This is a genomic window from Siminovitchia fortis, from assembly GCF_003605365.2.
Lineage (GTDB): Bacteria > Bacillota > Bacilli > Bacillales > Bacillaceae_C > Siminovitchia > Siminovitchia fortis.
Map to the genome: position 1 here is coordinate 37305 of NZ_QYTU02000012.1, position 18420 is coordinate 55724.

Below are 18420 nucleotides of genomic sequence, written 5' to 3' on the forward strand. Positions count from 1 at the left end.
TAAAATTTGAGGTGGATATCATGACAAGAACATATCTCATTAAACCTGTTTTAGACCATAAATACCCTTCCATCACGCATGGTGAAGGGATCTATCTATACGACGAGCAAGGAAAACAATATATTGACGGTTCATCCGGAGCCGTGACGGCCAGTATTGGACACGGCGTACAAGAAATCATTGAGGCGATGGCAGAGCAATCCAAGAAGGTTTCCTTCGTTTACCGTTCCCAGTTTACAACGGGGGCGGCTGAACAGCTGGCGAAAAAAATCAGTGAAATAACCCCGGGGGATTTAAACTGGTCTTTTTTTGTGAACAGCGGCTCGGAAGCGACGGAAACAGCGATGAAAATTGCCATCCAGTATTGGCAGGAAAAAGGGATGAAAACCAAAAATAAAATCATTTCCAGATGGATGAGCTACCACGGAATCACAATGGGGGCTTTATCCATGTCCGGGCACATTCAGCGGCGGGAACGCTTTGAACCGATGCTGGAAAGCTATCCATCTATTTCAGCACCTTATTATTATCGGGATGCCGGCCAGAGAACGATAGAGGAATGCGACGATTTTTATGCGCAAGAATTGGAGAAAGAGATTTTGAGAGTCGGGAAAGATCATATCGCTGCGTTCATCGCGGAGCCGATGATCGGGGCTGCAGGAGGAGCATTAACGCCTTCGGATGGATACTTCCAGAAAATGAAAGCCGTCTGCGATCGGCATGACATTTTATTCATTGCGGATGAAGTCATGACCGGAGTGGGAAGAACCGGAAAAATGTTCGCGATGGAGCATTTTAATGTGATACCGGACATTATGGCGACCGGAAAAGGAATGAGCGCGGGCTATACGCCGATGGCCGCAGCCGTTGTAAGCGAAAGAGTGATGGAGCCGATCCTGAACGGATCCAAGATTGTCATGAGCGGCCATACATTCAGCGCAAACCCGCAGTCCGCCGCAACATCCTTGGCCGTATTGAATTATATCGAGAAAAACAACCTTGTTGAGAATTCTGCAGTGAACGGGGCTTATTTGAAAGAGAGGGTATGTGAGCTCGCTGAAGCAAGTAAAATCATCGGGGATGTCCGCGGAAAAGGCTTATTTGTAGGTATAGAGTTTGTAGAAGACAAGTTGACGAAAAAATCTTTTGAAAGGGCGCTGGACGTTGTCAATAAGATTGTTGAAGCCAACTTTGCGGAAGGTCTTCTCGTCTATCCGGCAAACGCGGGGGCAGATGGATTGACCGGCGATGCTGTTATTTTATCTCCTCCACTTACCATTACGAGGGAAGAAGTCGATGAACTGGTCAGAAGATTTGCGGTGGCACTTGGGAAAGTTGAGAGGGAACTTCTGGGGGAGCTTTCGAAGAGGTGAATCTGAAGAATAAATCCAGGGAGTTAAGAGTATTTTTGGAAAGTAAAGAGTAAATCTGAAAAGTTGAGAGTATTTTTCACAACATCGGAGTAATTCCAAAGGTTGGAAGCGTATCTCGAAAACTAGTAGTATTTTACCAATAATTTCAAAAAAGTCACGAGGAGCGTTGATGATGTCAAAGGTACAATCTGTACAAGAAGCGGTTAAATGCATAAAAAGCGGTTCCTCTCTGATGGTCGGCGGATTCGGAGGAATCGGGAATCCGCCGACTTTGATCAAAGCCATTTTAGAAAATGGCATTAACGATCTAACTTTGATCTGTAATGATGCGGGGTTTCCCCATGTAGGGATTGGCCAGCTCGTTACGGATGGAAGGGCGGCGAAGCTTGTCGCATCGCATATTGGTTCCAATCCGAATGCAGGGAAATTCATGCATGAAAATAAAATGAAGATTGAGTTCTCCCCTCAGGGAACGCTGGTCGAGCGCATTAGGGCGGGCGGCGTCGGATTAGGCGGGATTTTAACTGATATTGGCGTGGATGGCCTTGTTGCTGAAGGCAAGGAAAAAGTCGTTGTTGACGGGAAGACTTTTCTTATTGAGAAACCTCTGACAGCAGATGTTTCCATAGTATATGCGAAAAAAGCTGACGAGTTTGGGAATTTAATTTTTGATAAAAGTGCTAGGAATACAAATCCATTGGTGGCTATGGCGGGAGCCATTACAATTGCGGAAGCGGAAGAAATCGTCCCGGTCGGTGAGCTGGATCCGGAAGAAATTGTGACACCTGGTGCGTTTGTGGACATAGTAGTAAAAAGCGAAGGGGTGAACTGGACATGGGCATGGGAGTAAGCGTGCGCGAAGCGATTGCAAAGAGGGCTGCGGAAGAAATTAAAGATGGAATGGTGGTCAATCTCGGGATAGGCATACCAACCTTGGTGGCCAATTATATACCTTCGAACATAAAGGTCATGTTCCACGCTGAAAACGGCGTTTTGGGGACGGGGCCTGCTCCCCAAAAAGGCGAGGAAGATGCCAATTTATGCAATGCAGGCGGAATTCCGATGACGGTGGTGCCTGGTGCCTCCTATTTTGACAGTACCCTCGCATTTGGAATCATTCGCCGCGGGCTCTTGGACGTTACGATTTTAGGTGCGTTTGAGGTTAGTGAAAACGGCGATTTGGCGAATTGGATTGTCCCTGGAAAAATCGTGTCAGGGATGGGCGGCGCCGTTGATTTGGCTCAGAAAGCCAAAAAGGTGATTGTGCTGATGAATCACACGGACAAACATGGCAATCCAAAGATTGTAAGGGAGTGCACACTGCCACTTACTGCCAAGAAATGTGTCAACCTGATTATTACAGATATGGCAGTTATCGAAGTCACTGAACAAGGATTAAGTTTGATAGAAGTGAAAGATCCGTACACAGTTGAAGATGTGATCAATGCTACAGGGGCGGAACTTCACGTTGCTGATTTTGTAAAATAGCAGGGCAGCAGGTCAATCCTTCGACTCTTTAATACGTTAATACGCTGGGGGTCAGGCCCCTGCTGCTTTAACGCGTTACCATGTGGGAGCACTGACTCCAAACAAAAAGGGAGAGGTTTCACGATGCAGGATGCAGTGATTGTAGCCGGCGTCAGAACGGCGGTCGGCGCCTTTGGCAAGTCATTAAAAAATGTGGAAGCCACAGAACTGGGAAAACAAGTTTTAGAGCAGTTAATGAAGAGAACAAGTTTACCTAAAGGCAGTGTAGAGGAAGTGATCTTCGGACACGGATACGTGCACGGCGGCGGGTTGAATTCAGCCAGAATCGCTTCCCAGCAGGCTGGCTTCCCTGAGGAAACACCGGCATATGTCGTGATCAAAGCGTGCGGCTCAAGCTTGAAAGCCATCACAAATGCGACAGCTGCCATTCAAACGGAGCAGAATGAGGTGATTGTTGCCGGAGGGACTGAAAGCATGAGCAATGTCCCTTACATTGTAAAAAACCGCTGGGGTTCCAAGTTTGGTAATATTGTAATGGAAGATGCGCTGATGGCAGATGGCCTGGTTTGCTCTCTGGGAAATGAACATATGGGTGTGACAGTCGAACGGTTGGCTGAAAAATATCAAATCACTCGGGAAGAACAGGATCAGTTTGCTTATGACAGTCATGTGAAAGCAGCGAAGGCGATCCGGGAAAATAAGTTTTCGGATGAGATTGCCCCTATAGAACTCCAGACACGGAAAGGAAAACAATTTTTTACAACAGATGAAAATGTAAGGGCCTCCATTGACAAGGAAAAGCTGACGACTTTAAAGCCGGTCTTTAAAATGGATGGTTTCGTGACGGCAGGAAATGCGTGTCCTATGAATGACGGGGCTGCGGCACTGCTGATGATGTCTGCTAAACGTGCGGAACAGGAGGGCTTGCAGCCGCTCGTCAAAGTAAAAGCATATGCGAGTGCCGGAGTGAACCATTCGGTCATGGGGATTGGACCTGTTCCAGCGACAAAAAAAGCGTTGGAAAAAGCGGGATTAACGCTTGATGATATCGGCTTGATCGAGTTGAATGAAGCTTTTGCAGCCCAGGCGCTTGCTGTAATCAAGGAGCTCGGCTTGGATGAAAGCCGCGTAAATGTCAACGGAGGAGCGATTGCGCTCGGCCATCCTGTTGGAGCGACCGGTGCCAAATTGAGTGTCACGCTGATCCATGAGATGATCCGCTCCAAGACGAAATATGGATTGGTCACGATGTGCATGGCTGGAGGTATGGGAATTACGGTTATCTATGAAAATATGAAAGTGTAACGGTTAACCGGCTTCGACAAAATGCGTGGAATGCCAGTAGGCACCCAAGAAAAGAGGAGGTAAATCATGACAGTCAAAGATAGTATCAATCAATGGATCGATAAAAACAGACAAGCGCATATAGAGTTTTTACAAAAGCTTGTTCAACTGGCGAGCACTCAGGGGAATGAAAAAGAGGTTCAAGAAAACGTCGCCCAATTTCTAACCAATCTTGATTTAGATGTGGATGTTTGGGAATTGGATGGCGAAAGATTGCAGAAGCATCCATATTTCTATTCGAATCGTGTAGCATTTGAAAACAGCCCGAATGTGGTGGGCGTTTTAAAAGGAACTGGCGGAGGAAAATCGATCATTTTAAACGGGCATGTAGACGTTGTACCGGAAGGTGACCACAATCAGTGGGAAATTGGACCATATAGCGGAGAAATCGTGGACGGAAAAATGTACGGCCGGGGCGCGACCGACATGAAAGGCGGTAATGCTTCCTTAATGATTGCCCTAGACGCGATCAAGTCCTTGGGAATCCGTTTAAAAGGCGACGTTATTTTTCAAAGCGTCGTGGAAGAAGAGAGCGGCGGTGCCGGAACCCTGGATGCAGTGCTCAAAGGATACAAAGCGGATGCTGCCATCATTCCGGAACCTACCAATATGAAAATTTTTCCGAAACAGCAGGGATCAAAATGGTTCCGCCTCATCGTAACGGGCAGGACGGCACACGGCGGCACAAGATATCATGGTGTCAGTGCGATTGATAAAACGTTTATCGTGACTGAACATGTGAAGGAATTGGAGAAAGTCAGAAACGAAAGAATTACGGACCCGTTATACGACAACATTCCGATCCCTGTTCCTATCAACATCGGCACCATTAAAGGCGGAGACTGGCCATCTTCTGTTCCGGACATCGTGGAATTGGAAGGCCGCATCGGCATTGCTCCTAACGAGACAATGGAAGAAGTCCAGGCGGAAATGGAACAATGGATGAAAAGGCTGGCGGAGAAGGATGATTGGTTCAAAGATCATCCCGTTGAGGTAGAGTGGTTCGGTGCAAGATGGGTTCCTGGGGAAATTGCAACAGATCATCCTTTGATGGACTCATTGATCAGCAATTTTAAAGAAGTGGCTGGGGAAGAGCCTGTGATTGAAGCAGCACCTTGGGGAACGGACGGCGGCCTTCTATCGCAGGTCGGCGATACACCGAGTGTTGTGTTCGGTCCCGGAATCACGAATCTCGCGCATTTCCCAAACGAAGCCATTGAGGTGGAAAAAATATTTGAAGCCGCCAAAATCATTGCAGCGACGATTGTGGATTGGTGTGAAATTGATTAAGTCGATGAATAACTGCCAGGAGTGAATCTCCTGGCAGTTTTCTGCTCTGAAAGTTACCCTCGTATGAATCTTCTTTCCTCAACGTCATACCTCTTTTTTTATATCAAAATAGCAATTCACCCTGGACAAACCATAACGAATGATGCATAATAATTCATTGGTGTGGATTTTTAAAAGTTACCCTGGCATAGGTTTTTATACGAAAGGTGATTATATATGAGTCTTCCAGCTAATGAGATTGCTTCCAAGAATAAGACCATTTCATTGAAGTCCTATTCTATTGTCCATTATTTGAAATTTATTATTCCGTCTCTCATTGGAATTTATTTGTTTATGGTTCCGATGAAAACGGAAGAAGGGGTTACAATTCCGGTTGCGTTTTTGGCTAATGCGATTAATGGCCTTTTGGTTGATTATGTCCCGCCTGTTGCGGCGTGGTTAATGATCCTGTCGGTTTCGGTATCTATTATTGCCAAAATGTTCAAGCCGGATTTTATCATGAAAAATTCTTTTCTTCACACGGTTTTTCATGTGTCCAATACCTGGGTCATCATTCGCCTTTTGGGTGCAATTTTTGCTTTTATGGCTGTTTATCAAATCGGGCCGGAGTGGATTCGCTCCGAAAGCACAGGCGGTATGCTGGTTTATGATTTGATCCCTATTTTAATCACGACTTTTTTATTGGCCGGCTTCTTCCTGCCTTTGCTGCTCGACTTCGGTTTGCTTGAATTATTTGGTGCCTTGTTGGCTAAAGTCATGCGTCCTGTATTTAAAATTCCAGGGCGATCTTCTCTGGATTGTCTTGCTTCATGGGTCGGCGATGGGACAATCGGTGTACTTTTGACTTCCAAGCAGTATGAAGGCGGATTTTACACAAAGCGTGAAGCTGCTGTTATTGCAACGACATTTTCCGTCGTATCGATCACTTTTACTATAGTGGTAAACCAATATTTGCATCTTGAAGATTATTTCCTTGAATATTATGCGACCATTGTCGTCGCTGGATTGGCGGCCGCCATTATTATGCCAAGAATACCTCCGTTGTCCAGAAAGCCGGATACGGGGTATGAACATACAGAGTTGAAAGTGGAAGAAGGAATTCCGGCGAATGTTACACCGCTTAAATGGGGAATCAGCGAAGCGGTTTTACAGGCGAATAAAAATAATAACGTTTCGTCCATTGTAAAAGAGGGATTCAGGAACGTGATCGAAATGTGGCTCGGTGTCATCCCGGTGGTGATGGCGATCGGAACGGTCGGCGTGGTCATCGCAGAATATACTCCGGTGTTCAAATATTTGGGAATGCCTTTTATTCCAATTCTTTCAGCCTTGCAAGTGCCGGAAGCTGCAGCGGCATCACAGACAATGATCATCGGATTTGCAGATATGTTCCTGCCGGCGATCATCGGAAGCGGCATCGAAAGCGAGATGACCCGATTTGTCATCGGCTGTGTATCCGTTACGCAGCTTGTGTATTTATCGGAGATGGGCGGCCTGCTGCTCGGTTCCAAACTGCCGGTCAATCTGAAGGATCTGATCTTGATCTTCTTGTTGAGAACGGCGATTACATTGCCGATTGTCGTGTTGATCGCGCATTGGATTTTTTAAAATGAAGGACGACCGGTGGATGCCGGTCGTTTTTTGATTTGTACGGAGCCGCCTGATGCACTATTTGCGTTCGGAAAAGCAACCTTATGATTGGAAAATGGTAGGTTATGATCGAAAAGTGGTGAGTTATGATCGTAAATTATGTTATATGATCGGAAAAAGCTGACTTATGATCGGTAATTAAGAAGATATGAACTGATTTTGGCAGGACATGGTCCTAATCGGCCATGAAATGATCCGTGCGAGCCAATTGTGCTTGTTTAGATTAGAGCAAGCCCCTTGAGACTTGCTCTTTTTTCATGGAAATAACTGCTCTTGCACTTCGTTCAATTCCTTGAGCCGCTTTTCATCCTGTGCCTGCTTCGCGTACCTGATTTCCGTTTCAAGGATTGAATCCAAGTATTGAATTTCTTCGCTTTCCAAAGTCTCTACAAAGTCTTTTTCATTTTCATAATGGTGGTTGGACAGCTGTTTGAATAAATTTTGAGCTCTGCCGTCATCTTCATAATTGGACAATGCTTCGCGCAGATAGCCTAATGTGTGGTCGATCGGGTTCACCTTCTTTCTGCAGCTCTGGGTATTATTGTTTTAACATAGTGGGAATTTATTCTCATAAGGAAGCGTTTTTGATTCCAAAATATTGGGGTGTTTTTCTTGAATACAGACTTTCAGCGTTTTTTGCCTTCTATCCGGAATTTGCCTGATTCTGACCTTCTGGAGAAAAAGGATTTATTAAATGAACATTTTTTAATAGGAAAAGCGGATGGTCTTGAAGTGTATTACGCTCCTCACAATGAGTTCATTAATTGCCATGCGGAAATAGTCATCGTAGGGATTACCCCGGGCTGGACACAGATGGAAGCCGCTTTTCGGCAGGCAAAATTGTCTCTGCAAAAGGGAGATTCCTTAGAACAGGTGCTTTTGGAATCAAAGCGGGCGGCCAGTTTTACGGGTGCCATGAGAAAAAACCTAATAGAAATGCTGGATGAATGCGGAGTAAACACGGCTTTCAGTCTAAGCTCAAGCAGACTGTTATTTGGAGAATGCCGGAGACTGCTTCATACGACATCCATCATTAAATACCCTGTGTTTATAGAAGGAAAAAATTATACAGGACATGCTCCGAAAATCCATCAATCCGCTTTGCTGACTCACTACGCGCATAACGTTTTTCCAAAGGAACTACACGAAATCGAAACTGATTTCTTATTGGTCCCGCTGGGGAAGGTAGTGTCGGAAGTAATGACGGACCTAGTATATAAAGGGATGATACCCGAGAAGCGCTGTCTCTTCGGATTTCCGCACCCATCAGGGGCCAACGGCCACAGGAAAAAACAATTTCATAAGGCCAAAGCGGAGCTAAAGGCAATTGTTGAGAGGTTTGTGGATGAGCGGGAGTTGTTTTGATTAATGATCTATCGAATAATATGGTTACAAAAAAGGCGAGGTTCAGCTTTTGCTAAACATCGCCTCCGTCTATTATTTAAGGTATTATAGCCGGCAAAAACAAGTGCAGGTGCTGAACACCTGCATTGTTTGCGTAGTAGCACCTAGAGGGGGTGGTTGTTTAAATCTTCGTATTCGACTTTTTCGCCCGCTCCTCAAGCTTCGTCTTTGGCGCCTGGTTGGCGATGTCTTCTGTCAATCCTTGAGGGTTTACGCTTGTTACAACTCGCTTTTTACTCCGTACGTTATCATCTCGCTTCATGACTACACCTCCAGTTCATATTGTTCAGCCAATCTGTAATTTTATTCTTTTGCGGCCAGAGTTTTTGATAAACTGTACTTAAGTGATTTTTTTACATAAAAGGGGTGTGGCATATGAAAGTGATTGTAGTTGGATCAGGAATTGCGGGAGCCAGTGCGGCATACCATTTGGCCAAAAAAGGTGTTGAGGTGGCGGTAGTTGATCAAGGCCATGAAGGCCAGGCCACAAAAGCGGGAGCCGGGATTGTCTGTCCCTGGCTGGAAGAGCGGCCCGAAAAATATGCTCTTTACAACGCTGGAGCTTGCTATTATCCGGAGTTAGTATCGATGTTGGAAGAAGACGGCGAAAGAAATGTAAGCTATGCCCGGGTGGGGGCTTTGGCGGTTAGTGATAATCAAGAGGAGTTAAAGAGAATTGAGTATGAAGTTGGAAAGCGGAAAATGAATTGTCCTGAAGTCGGCGAGGTGCGGAGACTTTCTTCCGAGGAGGCGCAAGCTCTTTTTCCGCCGCTAAGAAGTGGCCTGGAAGCTGTTTTTATTGGCGGGGCAGCCCGTGTGGATGGGATTTTACTGAGGGACGCTCTGAAAAGGGGAGCCGAAAAGCATGGAGCTCAGTTTTTATCCGGCGAGGCCAGACTTTCGGTAAAAGATGGAAGAATGTCCGGAGTCCAGGTTGGTGATCAATTTTTTTCGGGTGATGCAGTGATTGTTGCTGCGGGAGCATGGATGACCAAAGTGTTGGAACCTTTGGGATTGGACATATCCGTGGAACCGCAGCGGGGCCAGATAGTACATTTGCAGGTGCCGGATCAGGATACTTCCGAATGGCCGGTCATCATCCCGCAAAGCAGCCATTATTTGGTTTCGTTCGATGAATCCCGGGTAGTTGCCGGTGCAACAAGGGAAACGGGATCCGGGTTTGATTACCGCATGACAGCCGGAGGGGTAAAAGAAGTGCTTGACGAAGCGTTGTCTGTAGCCCCAGGACTTTCAGACGGAACTGTTGATGAAATCCGTGTGGGTTTCAGGCCATTTGGAAAAGACGGCTTGCCGCTGCTTGGGGAAGTCCCGTCCGTAAAAGGGCTGGTCATTGTGAACGGATTGGGTTCTTCAGGCTTGACGATGGGACCGTATGCCGGGATGGTTGCAGCAAAGTTGGCACTGGGTGAGGAAGTGGGAATGGATATTTCAGCGTACGATCCGATGAGGGATATTGCGGGATGCCCGGAAAGACAATAGAAAGGGCAGGGATCGGCTTGCCTGCTTGGTATCCCCTGCAATGATTGTTATAATCATTGATAAATTGTTAAAGTGGGTGAGAGCATGAAAGAGGTGGATCTTTCAGACCTGACTGACTGGATAAACGAAGAAAAAAGCAATGTGGATCGTGCGATCCTAAGAAATAAGCCTCTTGGGAGGAAAATAAGAACAAGGCCTCGCGATCCCGATGAAATAAAAATTTTAGATCAACTGTGTATGAAACGTTGGGAAAAGGCCGAGCAAGAGGGGAAGATCCGATATTTAAGTGATCGTGTGTGGTATTATGAGATCGATTGAGCATGCCAAAACACGTATCAGTTCCCTAATTGGAAAGAGTAAATTTGAAAAAATGGTCGGTGTAGCCGCTGTTTTGACAGAACTGTTAGCAGAGAGAAAGGTTAAACCGATCATAGTTGGTGGCCTGGCTGTAGAATTATATACAAAAAGTGATTACACCACCGTCGATATTGATTTGGTTATCAGTGGAGGTCGCTTGCCGGGGATTATCTTACTAAAAAGACAGCCGAGTATGATTTAACCGCACAATGTTTGGAAGTCTGGCTGGGGAAATATTGACTTATAAATGGCCCGGGGTGCAAGCCCTTGGGCCATTTTAACCGTCACTTCCTCATGGTTTGCGGCTGCCCTTCCCCTCGATCACCGGGTAGACAAATATGGGCGACAGATTTCAGGCTTAAAATAGCAGCCCGCCGGCTGCTATTTTTAATGAGTGTCATCGATGTTGTATTCCTTGCTGGTGTCGATGAATTGGTAGAGAGTTGTGGGGTCATTCAGGATTGGAAGATTCCCTTGATATATGTATGGCCATTGAAAGCTTTCTTTTATAGTTCTTTTTTCGAAGGTTGTTTTCAATTCCAGGGCCCAGTGCTTTCTGCTGTTGAATTGTTTCAAGCTGATTGGAACGGTTACATGGTGCCCCGATGGAAAAAAGACCTTTGTTTCTTTAGGCGCGACAGCCAAACGGTCCTGAATATGATCCAATGCAAACCAAACACAATCATGTGCATAGGGAGATTTACTTGGAAACCAGTAGATCCCCAAGCTCCCGCTTATTTTTACCGGAGGCATGTGGATGCTTCCCAATACTGACTTTGCAGCTTTTTTGGCACCTTCCCAATCGTGTCCGTAATATTGCATGCTGTCCCGGATGATTTGGAGCGGACGTAATTTTACCAGGAAAACCGAACGGCCTTCTATTACTTTTGTGAATATGTAACCATTTTCGACAAGCATTGGTATGAGCGCGTACGTATATCGTTTAATGATGTAAAACTCCCTTAATTCCATTCCGCGATTCCTCTTTTCATAAATTTTTAGTTTATCGTGAAGAGTTTCTTGGATGGTCAAAACGAAATCTTACAACGTAACGGACAACCCTCTTTTTACCTAATCATCCGCATCACCCAATTCAATCATGGTCAATTGTCTCCATTATCCTAATAGAAATAGTAAATGTCAACGATAAAAATGCAAATTTATTGAAAATTATATCATTTTATTGGAAATTTTGAGGGTATTAAGGCATAGGTCTTTTTTCCGGCATCATGGTCAACTTTTTAAAAAAATTGCTGAAAATTTGAATTTTCCCTTAGGGAAAATTCAAAAATCGAGGCTTTTTTATTAGTTTGGCCTGTTAAAAATTGAATTTTTGCCAAAACAGCGATTAGCTTGAAACGGCGCTTCCGATTAAGGTGAAGGTACCCGGGAATAAACGGATGGCGCGCTTCCAGGAAGGACCCCCTGAATGGAAGGTTTCACTGAACTGGCTGAGCAGTACAGACCGATGATCTATCATATTATGCATTCGCTGAACATCTACAAAAACGAAGACGAATTTTATCAAATTGCCCTCATTGCGTTATGGGAAGCACATGCGAGGTTTGATCCGGAAAAAGGGAAATTCAGCACGTTTGCCTATTCCTATATGAAGGGCCGGATGATGACGGAGTTGACGAGGCAGTCAAAGGCAGAGGAGGGGAATGCCTACCCTGATGACGCCTTTTGGGAGACAAAAAAGGATGAGCGGGAGCAGCCTCCGCTGCAGCTTGCCACTTTGCTCTCGTATTGTGACGGGCTTACGAAAAAGCAGAAACAGTGGGTCGTCTATACGTTTTACTTCGGCATGTCTGTGAAGGAAATCGCCGAAGAGGAGAAAGTCTCCTTGTCCGCCGTAAAAAAATGGCGGGCGGGGGCGATGGAGAAAATCAAGGTGAACATTGAAGCGGGAGTGTTGTTGTGAAGAACAGTCCAAGTTATAATCAGTTAAAAATTGATGTTATTTAGATTAAACTATATAAATAATGTAAAGGATTTGAGCGCAGTGAAAAAGGTTCACTCTTTGGAAGCAATCCATGAGATGATCAATGAGAATCAGCTGACACTTCTTTATATTTCAAGACCGGACTGTTCAGTTTGCCATGGGCTTCTCCCGCAGGTGGAGGAGTTGCTGGAAGAATTTCCGAGCATCGTTTCGATGCAGGCAGATGCGGATGAAATTCCAGAGATTGCGGGAGAATATTCAATTTTTACCGTGCCTGTTGTCCTCTTGTTTGTTAATGGGAAAGAGTTGATCAGGAAAGCGAGATTTGTTCCGATTGGCGAGATGCGGAGGCAATTGGGGAAGATTGTTGAGCATATGTGACTCATTTATAAAAAAAGTCTGTTTCTTTCGGGACAGACTTTTTTTATGCGCGTTACTTTAAAAAAACATCAGAATTTGTGAGTTTTCTTTAAGAATACTTCTGATTGGTGTATACTGGAGTTAAAGAAGGAAATAATAGAAATGAGGTAATTAAGTGACCGATTATAAGTTTGACGATGAGCTGAACATCAGCTTAGTACGTGGAATTGAGAGAGGTTACAGTGATTATGCCGAAGTTAGAATGAAGAAAAGGGATGAACTGCTTGTAAGTGCAGCTTATGCATGGGTGAAAGGCAATCATATCGAAGATCAAGTTGCAAGGGAAGTGCAGAATAAAGGTCTAGGATTTAAGAAAGAAAAAGCTGGTTATACGTGGGAGTATTTAAGCTTTAATGACCCAAAGAAAAAAAGCCTTCTTTTGATTAAAAATGCCGATATTATTAAGGGTAAAAAAAGTACTCCAGTATTGGATGCCAAGACCTCCGACAATTATCTTGTAGAACTATCCAAAATAAATGGAGATATCGATTTTGGAAAAATAACAGGTAGTGAACAAGGGAGTCTCAAGCTTTTTGATTTTCCGGAATACCGTTCAATTGACAATATTAATATTAAGGATTATAACCTATTTTATATTCTTACATATTCAATAGATCCGGAAACAAAAATTTTGTCAGCTATTGATCTTTGGATGCCAGAATATAAAAGCGGCAGTCAAGTGGAAATGGCTAAAGTTGATTCTCTCACGAAATACTTGGGGAATACAGGTGCAGATATCAATCTAGGCGCCATTGAAGAGCTTGTCAATGTTCCAGAAGAAGAATTTTCCGGAACACAAGAGGAGTTTGGATATAAAGTTGTTGATAAAGAAGCGGAAGAAGAAGCATAGAAAAGAGGTGGTGCTGAATGTTTGTCGGAGAAAAATTGACCGACATTCGTTTACTCCACGGTTATTCAAGAAATGAGTTAGGAAATCTGCTGGGAGTTAGCGAACAATCAGTATGGCAGTATGAAAATAACTATATTAGCCCGAAACTTGAAGTGGTTAATAAGTTGAAGGCTATTTTTAATGTTAAAACAAAATACTTTTACACAAAAGAATCATTCAAAACTAAGTTTGACGCGGGTGCGCTGGCTTTTAGATCAAAAGGAATAAATAGTATCGCCAAAACAAAATATGAGGCCGCCCATTTAGAATTCATTGAAGGCTTATTGAACATATTTGAGGGATATATTACGTATCCTCCGAATAATTTGATTTCATTGCGCGATTATTCCATTAAATATTTAAACGAGAATACCGGACAAATGGACAGAAAAGCAATGATCAAGCATCTTGCAGAACATGCACGGGAATTTCTGGGAGTAGGAGAGAACAATCAAAAGCTTCTATTTGCATTGGAGAAGAATGGAGCGTTTGTATTTGAAAAATCCTTGGGTGCAGATGTAGACGCATATAGTGCCTGGAGTAAAAGCGATAAGCCGATGATTTTACTGGGAAAATTTAATAAATCTGCGGTTCGAAGAAATTTGGATCTGGCTCACGAACTTGGGCATCTTCTCCTTCATTATAAAATGGATTTGAGTGATCTATCCAAATCGGAATATAAGGAAAAAGAAGAAGATGCTTATGATTTTGCTTCCTATTTTTTAATGCCGGAAGAAGAATTTAAAAAAGATATGATGTCCATAAAAAAATTGTCCAATCCCAATTCGTATATTGATTTAAAGGAAAAGTGGTCGGTTTCCATTGCTGCGATGGCGTATTATGCTCGGAGGCTCGGCTATCTTACCTATCAGCAGCATCGATATTTTTATGCTTCCATGAATAGACAAAATTACAATCAAGCTGAGCCGTTGGATGATAAAATTAAAATCATAAGACCGGGGAAAGTAAAAAGCTCGCTGGAATTTCTGATGGAAAATAATATTCTTACTTTACGGAAGTTAATGGAGCTTACTCACTATAATGAAACACTGATAGCCAAGATATTAGGTTTAGATGAAAGTTTCATCCGCTCTTATATTGAGCAGCCCGCTTATTTTGACGTGTCGTACATTAGCGAAAAAAGAGAAGGATATTCACCCAGTTAAAATGTTGAGAAGTCCGGAGATTATATCCCGGGCTTTTATACTGTTCTTACCGTCTCTATCAATTCCCTTTCACCCCATACAAAATACACCCGACGCCCACGAATATCCAAATGAATTTTGCAAAAGACACTTTGTCAGCAATGCCATAAATGCCGATCGCTGTTGTAAGAATCAGGATCAGCGGGCCGATGAGGGCAAGGGAGCTGTTGATGATAATTGCTTTTTCCACGGCATTGAACCGAATCATAAGGAAGGCGGCGAGTATTTCGATTCCTCCGGACAGCAATCTTAATAATGCCATCCCCACTACAGCTTTTTCCAAAAAAGTGAACATCCGATTTCCTCCCGAGCTTGTACTAACTCCCATTATATGAATCGGATGTTAAAAAAATTAAACTTTAATGGGCAGCGGATCATATAAAATCCACTGCCCATTCATTAAGATTGTCTTACGTGCCTGGGTCCGCTGAATTGAGTCCGCTCCATCCATAAATGGAAGAAATATTCTGCGATGGTCAGGATAATGGCCGTTAACAGGGATTCTCCAAATGCTTCATCATACCCAAACAGATTGAGTCCGCCCCATATGACCAATAAGGAAATGACGAAATCACTGATGGTTGCAGAGGTATTTCCCGTTTTTGGCAAAATCATCAGATCTCCCAGAAAATATGAAATCAACATAAGGACGATACCCAGCAATGTGGAATGTACGAAAGAAACATCATTGAAAACGGAAAGGATCACCCATACAAAAGGCAGGGTTAAAATCGCTTTTCTCAGCAGGGCCTGGCCATGATTTATGTTGTTGTCCATTTAAAAACGCCTCCTTCTGTATTATGGTGATGATTTATCCTTTTTTTATACACCCCTTTTTAATATTAAAAAGCCTTCCCGCAATGATTCACATACTATGGTGAAAAAGGGACGGAGGGATCCTATGCCGTATTGGATAGATGTATCGACGAAAACCCATAAGCTGAGGCTTTTTAAAGGGAGTAAATTGGTAAAAACTTATCCTGTTGCCATTGGAAAAATACTGACCCCGACACCGGCCGGAACGTATACGATTGTAAATAAACAGCCGCATCCGGGCGGGCCGTTCGGAGCGATGTGGATGGGGCTTTCGAAGCCTCACTATGGAATCCATGGTACGAATAACCCTTCATCTATCGGGAAAAATGTATCACACGGCTGTATCAGAATGTATAACCGCGATGTCTTGGAGTTGGCTTCCAAGGTGCCGGTCGGAACGAAGGTTGTGATTCATAAATGAAGGGGAATTGTAAACAATCTTGCTTTTCCTGGGCCATAAGCCCAGGCTTTCCTTCAAATATAAGGAAGAGTTGTCCCATATTCTATAAAAGAGAAGTAAGAAAGCTGGGGCGCTATGCCTTGAGATAGTGCCCCATAGATGCGCCGGTAATTTTTTTTGAAAGCTTAATCGTATATTTTGGTTAAAACATGGGTTTTGAACGCTACTACAGACATCGCTTCAATTTTCCCGCAATTCTATTTATAATGAAGATATTCTATAAAGTTGGGGTGAACTGGCTTGATAGACAAAAAGTTGATGAGGGAAATGTGGGAGGATTTTGTATATCGGGGACATCTCAACAAGTCAATAAAAACAGAAATTCAGGAGGCATGGCTCCGCTCCAGAAAATATGGCGTAAATCCGCATGTCCAAAGTGCAACGAAGATTCTGGATAGTGATGAATTGGCTGAGCTGCAGCAGCTTAATCACGAGCTAATTTGTATTTCGCTTCCCTTGATGGAGAATCTTTATTCCTTTGTGAAAGGGTCGGGGTTTCTTGTCATTCTTTGCGATGAAAAGGGTTACTTGATGAAGTCGATGGGCGATAAGGAAACGTTCGAATTGGCGAACAGGATAAAATTTATCGAAGGGGCATCGTGGAGTGAGGAGGCAATGGGGACGAATGCCATCGGAACATGCATCGCAATTGATGGACCCATCCAAGTGTGGGCCTCCGAGCATTATACGGAGGCTTGCCATCCTTGGACTTGTTCGGCGGCCCCCATTCATGATTCAGAAGGAGAAATCATCGGCATTTTAAATATGTCCGGTCCCGTGGAAAAGGTACACCCGCATACATTGGGGATGGTCGTATCAACAGCAGCAGCGATTGAAAAGCAATTGCAGATCATTGAAAAAACGCGGGGAAATGCGGTCATGAAAAGTCTGCTGGAGGCGACGACGGATACCCTTTCCGAAGGTATGATCATCATTGATACGGCCGGAAAAATTTTAAAAACGAATGAAATTTTACATCGAATTATCGGTAAAAAAGAGCATGAGCTTGCAGGCAGGGATATCTGTGAGGTTTTTGATAATCGATTTTTTCAGGAAATCACTGCTTCAAGGGCTAATGTCATGGATCAGGAAATCAAGTTGAAAATTTCCGGCAGCGAGCGGCAGGCCCGTGTGTTGATTACTTCAAAAGGAATTTTCCAGAATAAAAAGAAAATCGGGAAGCTGCTGACCATAAAAGAACTACATAAAGTAAGACAGATGATCAATCAGTTTTCCGGTAATCAGGCAAAAGTGACGTTTCAAGATATTATAGGTCAGAATGAAAAAATCAGGAAAGTTCAGCTGGAAGCCATTGCTGCGGCCAGGTCCGATTCGAATGTTTTGTTGACCGGGGAAAGCGGGACAGGAAAGGACATTTTCGCACAGGCGATCCATAATGAAAGCGACCGGAGAAATAAGCCTTTTATTGCCATCAACTGTGGCGGAATTCCGCGGGATCTGCTGGGCAGCGAGCTATTCGGCTATGAAGATGGAGCTTTTACCGGGGCAAGGCGCGGCGGGACACCGGGGAAGTTCGAATTGGCCGAAGGGGGAACGATTTTTCTGGATGAAATTGGTGAAATGTCACTGGAAATGCAGGTCCTGCTCTTAAGGGTCCTGCAAGATAAAGAGGTTGTGAGAATCGGAGGCTACAAAGTCGTTCCTGTAGATGTCAGGATCATAGCAGCCACGAATAAAAATTTGCACAAAGAGGTCGTGAAAGGGAATTTCCGGGAAGATTTGTTTTTTAGGCTGAACGTTATCCCGGTAACTCTTCCGCCGTTAAGGGAGCGGCGGGACGACATCCCCCGTCTTGCGGAATATTTTATTGAAAAATTGGCCACGCGTATCGGCAAATCCTATTCTGAGGCGGATCCTCAGTTTTTCGAGGCTCTCCAACGATATGACTGGCCTGGAAATGTTCGCGAGCTGCAGAATATATTGGAAAGAGCGATTGTAAAGGGGAATGGCTGGAAGCTAGGGCCGGAAGAATTGCCGGCGGAATTGTTCGGCAATTTTTGTGCAGTCGTCAAGGAAGATCTTCCAATGAAAGATGAAATCAAAAAGCAGGCATTGGTCCGATCGATAGATCTATGTGATGGAAACTACAGCCGGGCAGCACGGCATCTGGGTATATCACGCAGTACGTTGTACCGGCAAATGGAAAAATATGGTATAAGATAGATAGGAAGGGCTCTTATGGCAGGAAAAATCAGCGTTGGTAGTCGGTCGGTATAACGGGATATCGCCCTGATAATCAAAACTGCAAAATGAAATGA

General features: G+C 44.1%; 21 protein-coding genes. 16 read left to right on the forward strand and 5 right to left on the reverse strand.

Going from position 1 to position 18420, the window contains the following annotated elements:
* Window positions 1–20 precede the first annotated feature (20 nt).
* The 6 genes from D4N35_RS07325 to D4N35_RS07350 all read left to right on the forward strand — a co-directional run bounded on the left by D4N35_RS07325 (window position 21) and on the right by D4N35_RS07350 (window position 7103).
* Window positions 21–1373 (forward strand): aspartate aminotransferase family protein, encoded by a 1353-nt coding sequence (locus tag D4N35_RS07325; RefSeq protein WP_120071985.1) that lies wholly within the window; start codon window positions 21–23, stop codon window positions 1371–1373.
* Window positions 1374–1545: 172 nt separating this feature from the next.
* Window positions 1546–2223 carry a CoA transferase subunit A gene (locus D4N35_RS07330; protein WP_120071987.1) on the forward strand — a complete coding sequence of 226 codons (678 nt, stop codon included), beginning with the start codon at window positions 1546–1548 and terminating at the stop codon, window positions 2221–2223.
* A complete protein-coding gene (locus tag D4N35_RS07335) occupies window positions 2208–2861 on the forward strand; it encodes a 3-oxoacid CoA-transferase subunit B (protein ID WP_120071989.1) in 654 nt (217 codons plus the stop codon). Before D4N35_RS07330 ends, D4N35_RS07335 begins: the two co-directional genes overlap by 16 nt.
* A 123-nt stretch (window positions 2862–2984) precedes the next feature.
* Window positions 2985–4166 carry a thiolase family protein gene (locus tag D4N35_RS07340; protein WP_120071991.1) on the forward strand — a complete coding sequence of 394 codons (1182 nt, stop codon included), beginning with the start codon at window positions 2985–2987 and terminating at the stop codon, window positions 4164–4166.
* A gap of 66 nt (window positions 4167–4232) precedes the next feature.
* Window positions 4233–5495, forward strand: coding sequence for a peptidase (locus tag D4N35_RS07345; protein WP_120071993.1), 1263 nt, complete (start codon window positions 4233–4235; stop codon window positions 5493–5495).
* Window positions 5496–5711: 216 nt separating this feature from the next.
* On the forward strand, window positions 5712–7103 hold the full coding sequence (locus tag D4N35_RS07350) for a YjiH family protein (RefSeq protein ID WP_120071995.1): 1392 nt from the start codon (window positions 5712–5714) through the stop codon (window positions 7101–7103).
* A 297-nt stretch (window positions 7104–7400) separates the two neighbouring features.
* On the opposite strand, the gene D4N35_RS07355 is transcribed toward D4N35_RS07350, so the two are convergent.
* Window positions 7401–7661 carry a sigma-G-dependent sporulation-specific acid-soluble spore protein CsgA gene (locus tag D4N35_RS07355; protein WP_235870325.1) on the reverse strand — a complete coding sequence of 87 codons (261 nt, stop codon included), beginning with the start codon at window positions 7659–7661 and terminating at the stop codon, window positions 7401–7403.
* A gap of 96 nt (window positions 7662–7757) precedes the next feature.
* Here D4N35_RS07355 and D4N35_RS07360 point away from each other — a divergent pair, with 96 nt between their 5' ends.
* The gene (locus tag D4N35_RS07360) at window positions 7758–8510 is read left to right on the forward strand and encodes a uracil-DNA glycosylase family protein (RefSeq protein ID WP_430722743.1); all 753 of its coding nucleotides are present in this window, start codon (window positions 7758–7760) and stop codon (window positions 8508–8510) included.
* A 160-nt stretch (window positions 8511–8670) separates the two neighbouring features.
* Here D4N35_RS07360 and sspL read toward each other — a convergent pair whose 3' ends face one another.
* Complete coding sequence (gene sspL / locus D4N35_RS07365) at window positions 8671–8811, reverse strand: small, acid-soluble spore protein L (protein ID WP_120071999.1); 141 nt, start codon at window positions 8809–8811, stop codon at window positions 8671–8673.
* A gap of 113 nt (window positions 8812–8924) precedes the next feature.
* Between sspL and D4N35_RS07370 the strand changes: the two genes are divergently transcribed.
* The 3 genes from D4N35_RS07370 to D4N35_RS07380 all read left to right on the forward strand — a co-directional run bounded on the left by D4N35_RS07370 (window position 8925) and on the right by D4N35_RS07380 (window position 10608).
* Window positions 8925–10049, forward strand: coding sequence for an NAD(P)/FAD-dependent oxidoreductase (locus tag D4N35_RS07370; protein ID WP_120072001.1), 1125 nt, complete (start codon window positions 8925–8927; stop codon window positions 10047–10049).
* An 84-nt stretch (window positions 10050–10133) separates the two neighbouring features.
* On the forward strand, window positions 10134–10367 hold the full coding sequence (locus tag D4N35_RS07375; RefSeq protein WP_120072003.1) for a hypothetical protein: 234 nt from the start codon (window positions 10134–10136) through the stop codon (window positions 10365–10367).
* Window positions 10354–10608, forward strand: coding sequence for a hypothetical protein (locus D4N35_RS07380; RefSeq protein ID WP_120072005.1), 255 nt, complete (start codon window positions 10354–10356; stop codon window positions 10606–10608). Before D4N35_RS07375 ends, D4N35_RS07380 begins: the two co-directional genes overlap by 14 nt.
* Window positions 10609–10793: 185 nt before the next feature.
* On the opposite strand, the gene D4N35_RS07385 is transcribed toward D4N35_RS07380, so the two are convergent.
* Window positions 10794–11378: a competence protein ComK gene (locus D4N35_RS07385; protein ID WP_120072007.1), complete on the reverse strand. Its 585-nt coding sequence runs from the start codon at window positions 11376–11378 to the stop codon at window positions 10794–10796.
* Between the two features lie 457 nt (window positions 11379–11835).
* On the opposite strand from D4N35_RS07385, the gene D4N35_RS07390 reads away from it, so the two are divergent.
* The 4 genes from D4N35_RS07390 (at window position 11836) to D4N35_RS07405 (ending at window position 14826) form a co-directional block, all read left to right on the forward strand.
* A complete protein-coding gene (locus D4N35_RS07390) occupies window positions 11836–12330 on the forward strand; it encodes a sigma-70 family RNA polymerase sigma factor (protein WP_120072009.1) in 495 nt (164 codons plus the stop codon).
* 81 nt (window positions 12331–12411) lie between these two features.
* Window positions 12412–12732, forward strand: coding sequence for a thioredoxin family protein (locus tag D4N35_RS07395; protein ID WP_120072011.1), 321 nt, complete (start codon window positions 12412–12414; stop codon window positions 12730–12732).
* Between the two features lie 154 nt (window positions 12733–12886).
* Window positions 12887–13621: a spr1630 family ClpXP-sensitive toxin gene (locus D4N35_RS07400; RefSeq protein ID WP_120072013.1), complete on the forward strand. Its 735-nt coding sequence runs from the start codon at window positions 12887–12889 to the stop codon at window positions 13619–13621.
* A 17-nt stretch (window positions 13622–13638) separates the two neighbouring features.
* Window positions 13639–14826 carry a spr1629 family repressor/antitoxin gene (locus tag D4N35_RS07405; RefSeq protein WP_120072015.1) on the forward strand — a complete coding sequence of 396 codons (1188 nt, stop codon included), beginning with the start codon at window positions 13639–13641 and terminating at the stop codon, window positions 14824–14826.
* A gap of 58 nt (window positions 14827–14884) precedes the next feature.
* Here D4N35_RS07405 and D4N35_RS07410 read toward each other — a convergent pair whose 3' ends face one another.
* Window positions 14885–15160, reverse strand: a complete 276-nt coding sequence (locus D4N35_RS07410; RefSeq protein ID WP_120072017.1) for a YqhV family protein — start codon at window positions 15158–15160, stop codon at window positions 14885–14887.
* A 104-nt stretch (window positions 15161–15264) separates the two neighbouring features.
* Window positions 15265–15642 (reverse strand): DUF2512 family protein, encoded by a 378-nt coding sequence (locus D4N35_RS07415; RefSeq protein ID WP_120072019.1) that lies wholly within the window; start codon window positions 15640–15642, stop codon window positions 15265–15267.
* A 124-nt stretch (window positions 15643–15766) separates the two neighbouring features.
* Here D4N35_RS07415 and D4N35_RS07420 point away from each other — a divergent pair, with 124 nt between their 5' ends.
* Both D4N35_RS07420 and D4N35_RS07425 read left to right on the forward strand, forming a co-directional pair.
* On the forward strand, window positions 15767–16102 hold the full coding sequence (locus D4N35_RS07420) for a L,D-transpeptidase (protein ID WP_120072021.1): 336 nt from the start codon (window positions 15767–15769) through the stop codon (window positions 16100–16102).
* A gap of 297 nt (window positions 16103–16399) precedes the next feature.
* Complete coding sequence (locus tag D4N35_RS07425; protein WP_120072071.1) at window positions 16400–18325, forward strand: sigma-54-dependent Fis family transcriptional regulator; 1926 nt, start codon at window positions 16400–16402, stop codon at window positions 18323–18325.
* Window positions 18326–18420: the final 95 nt, after the last annotated feature.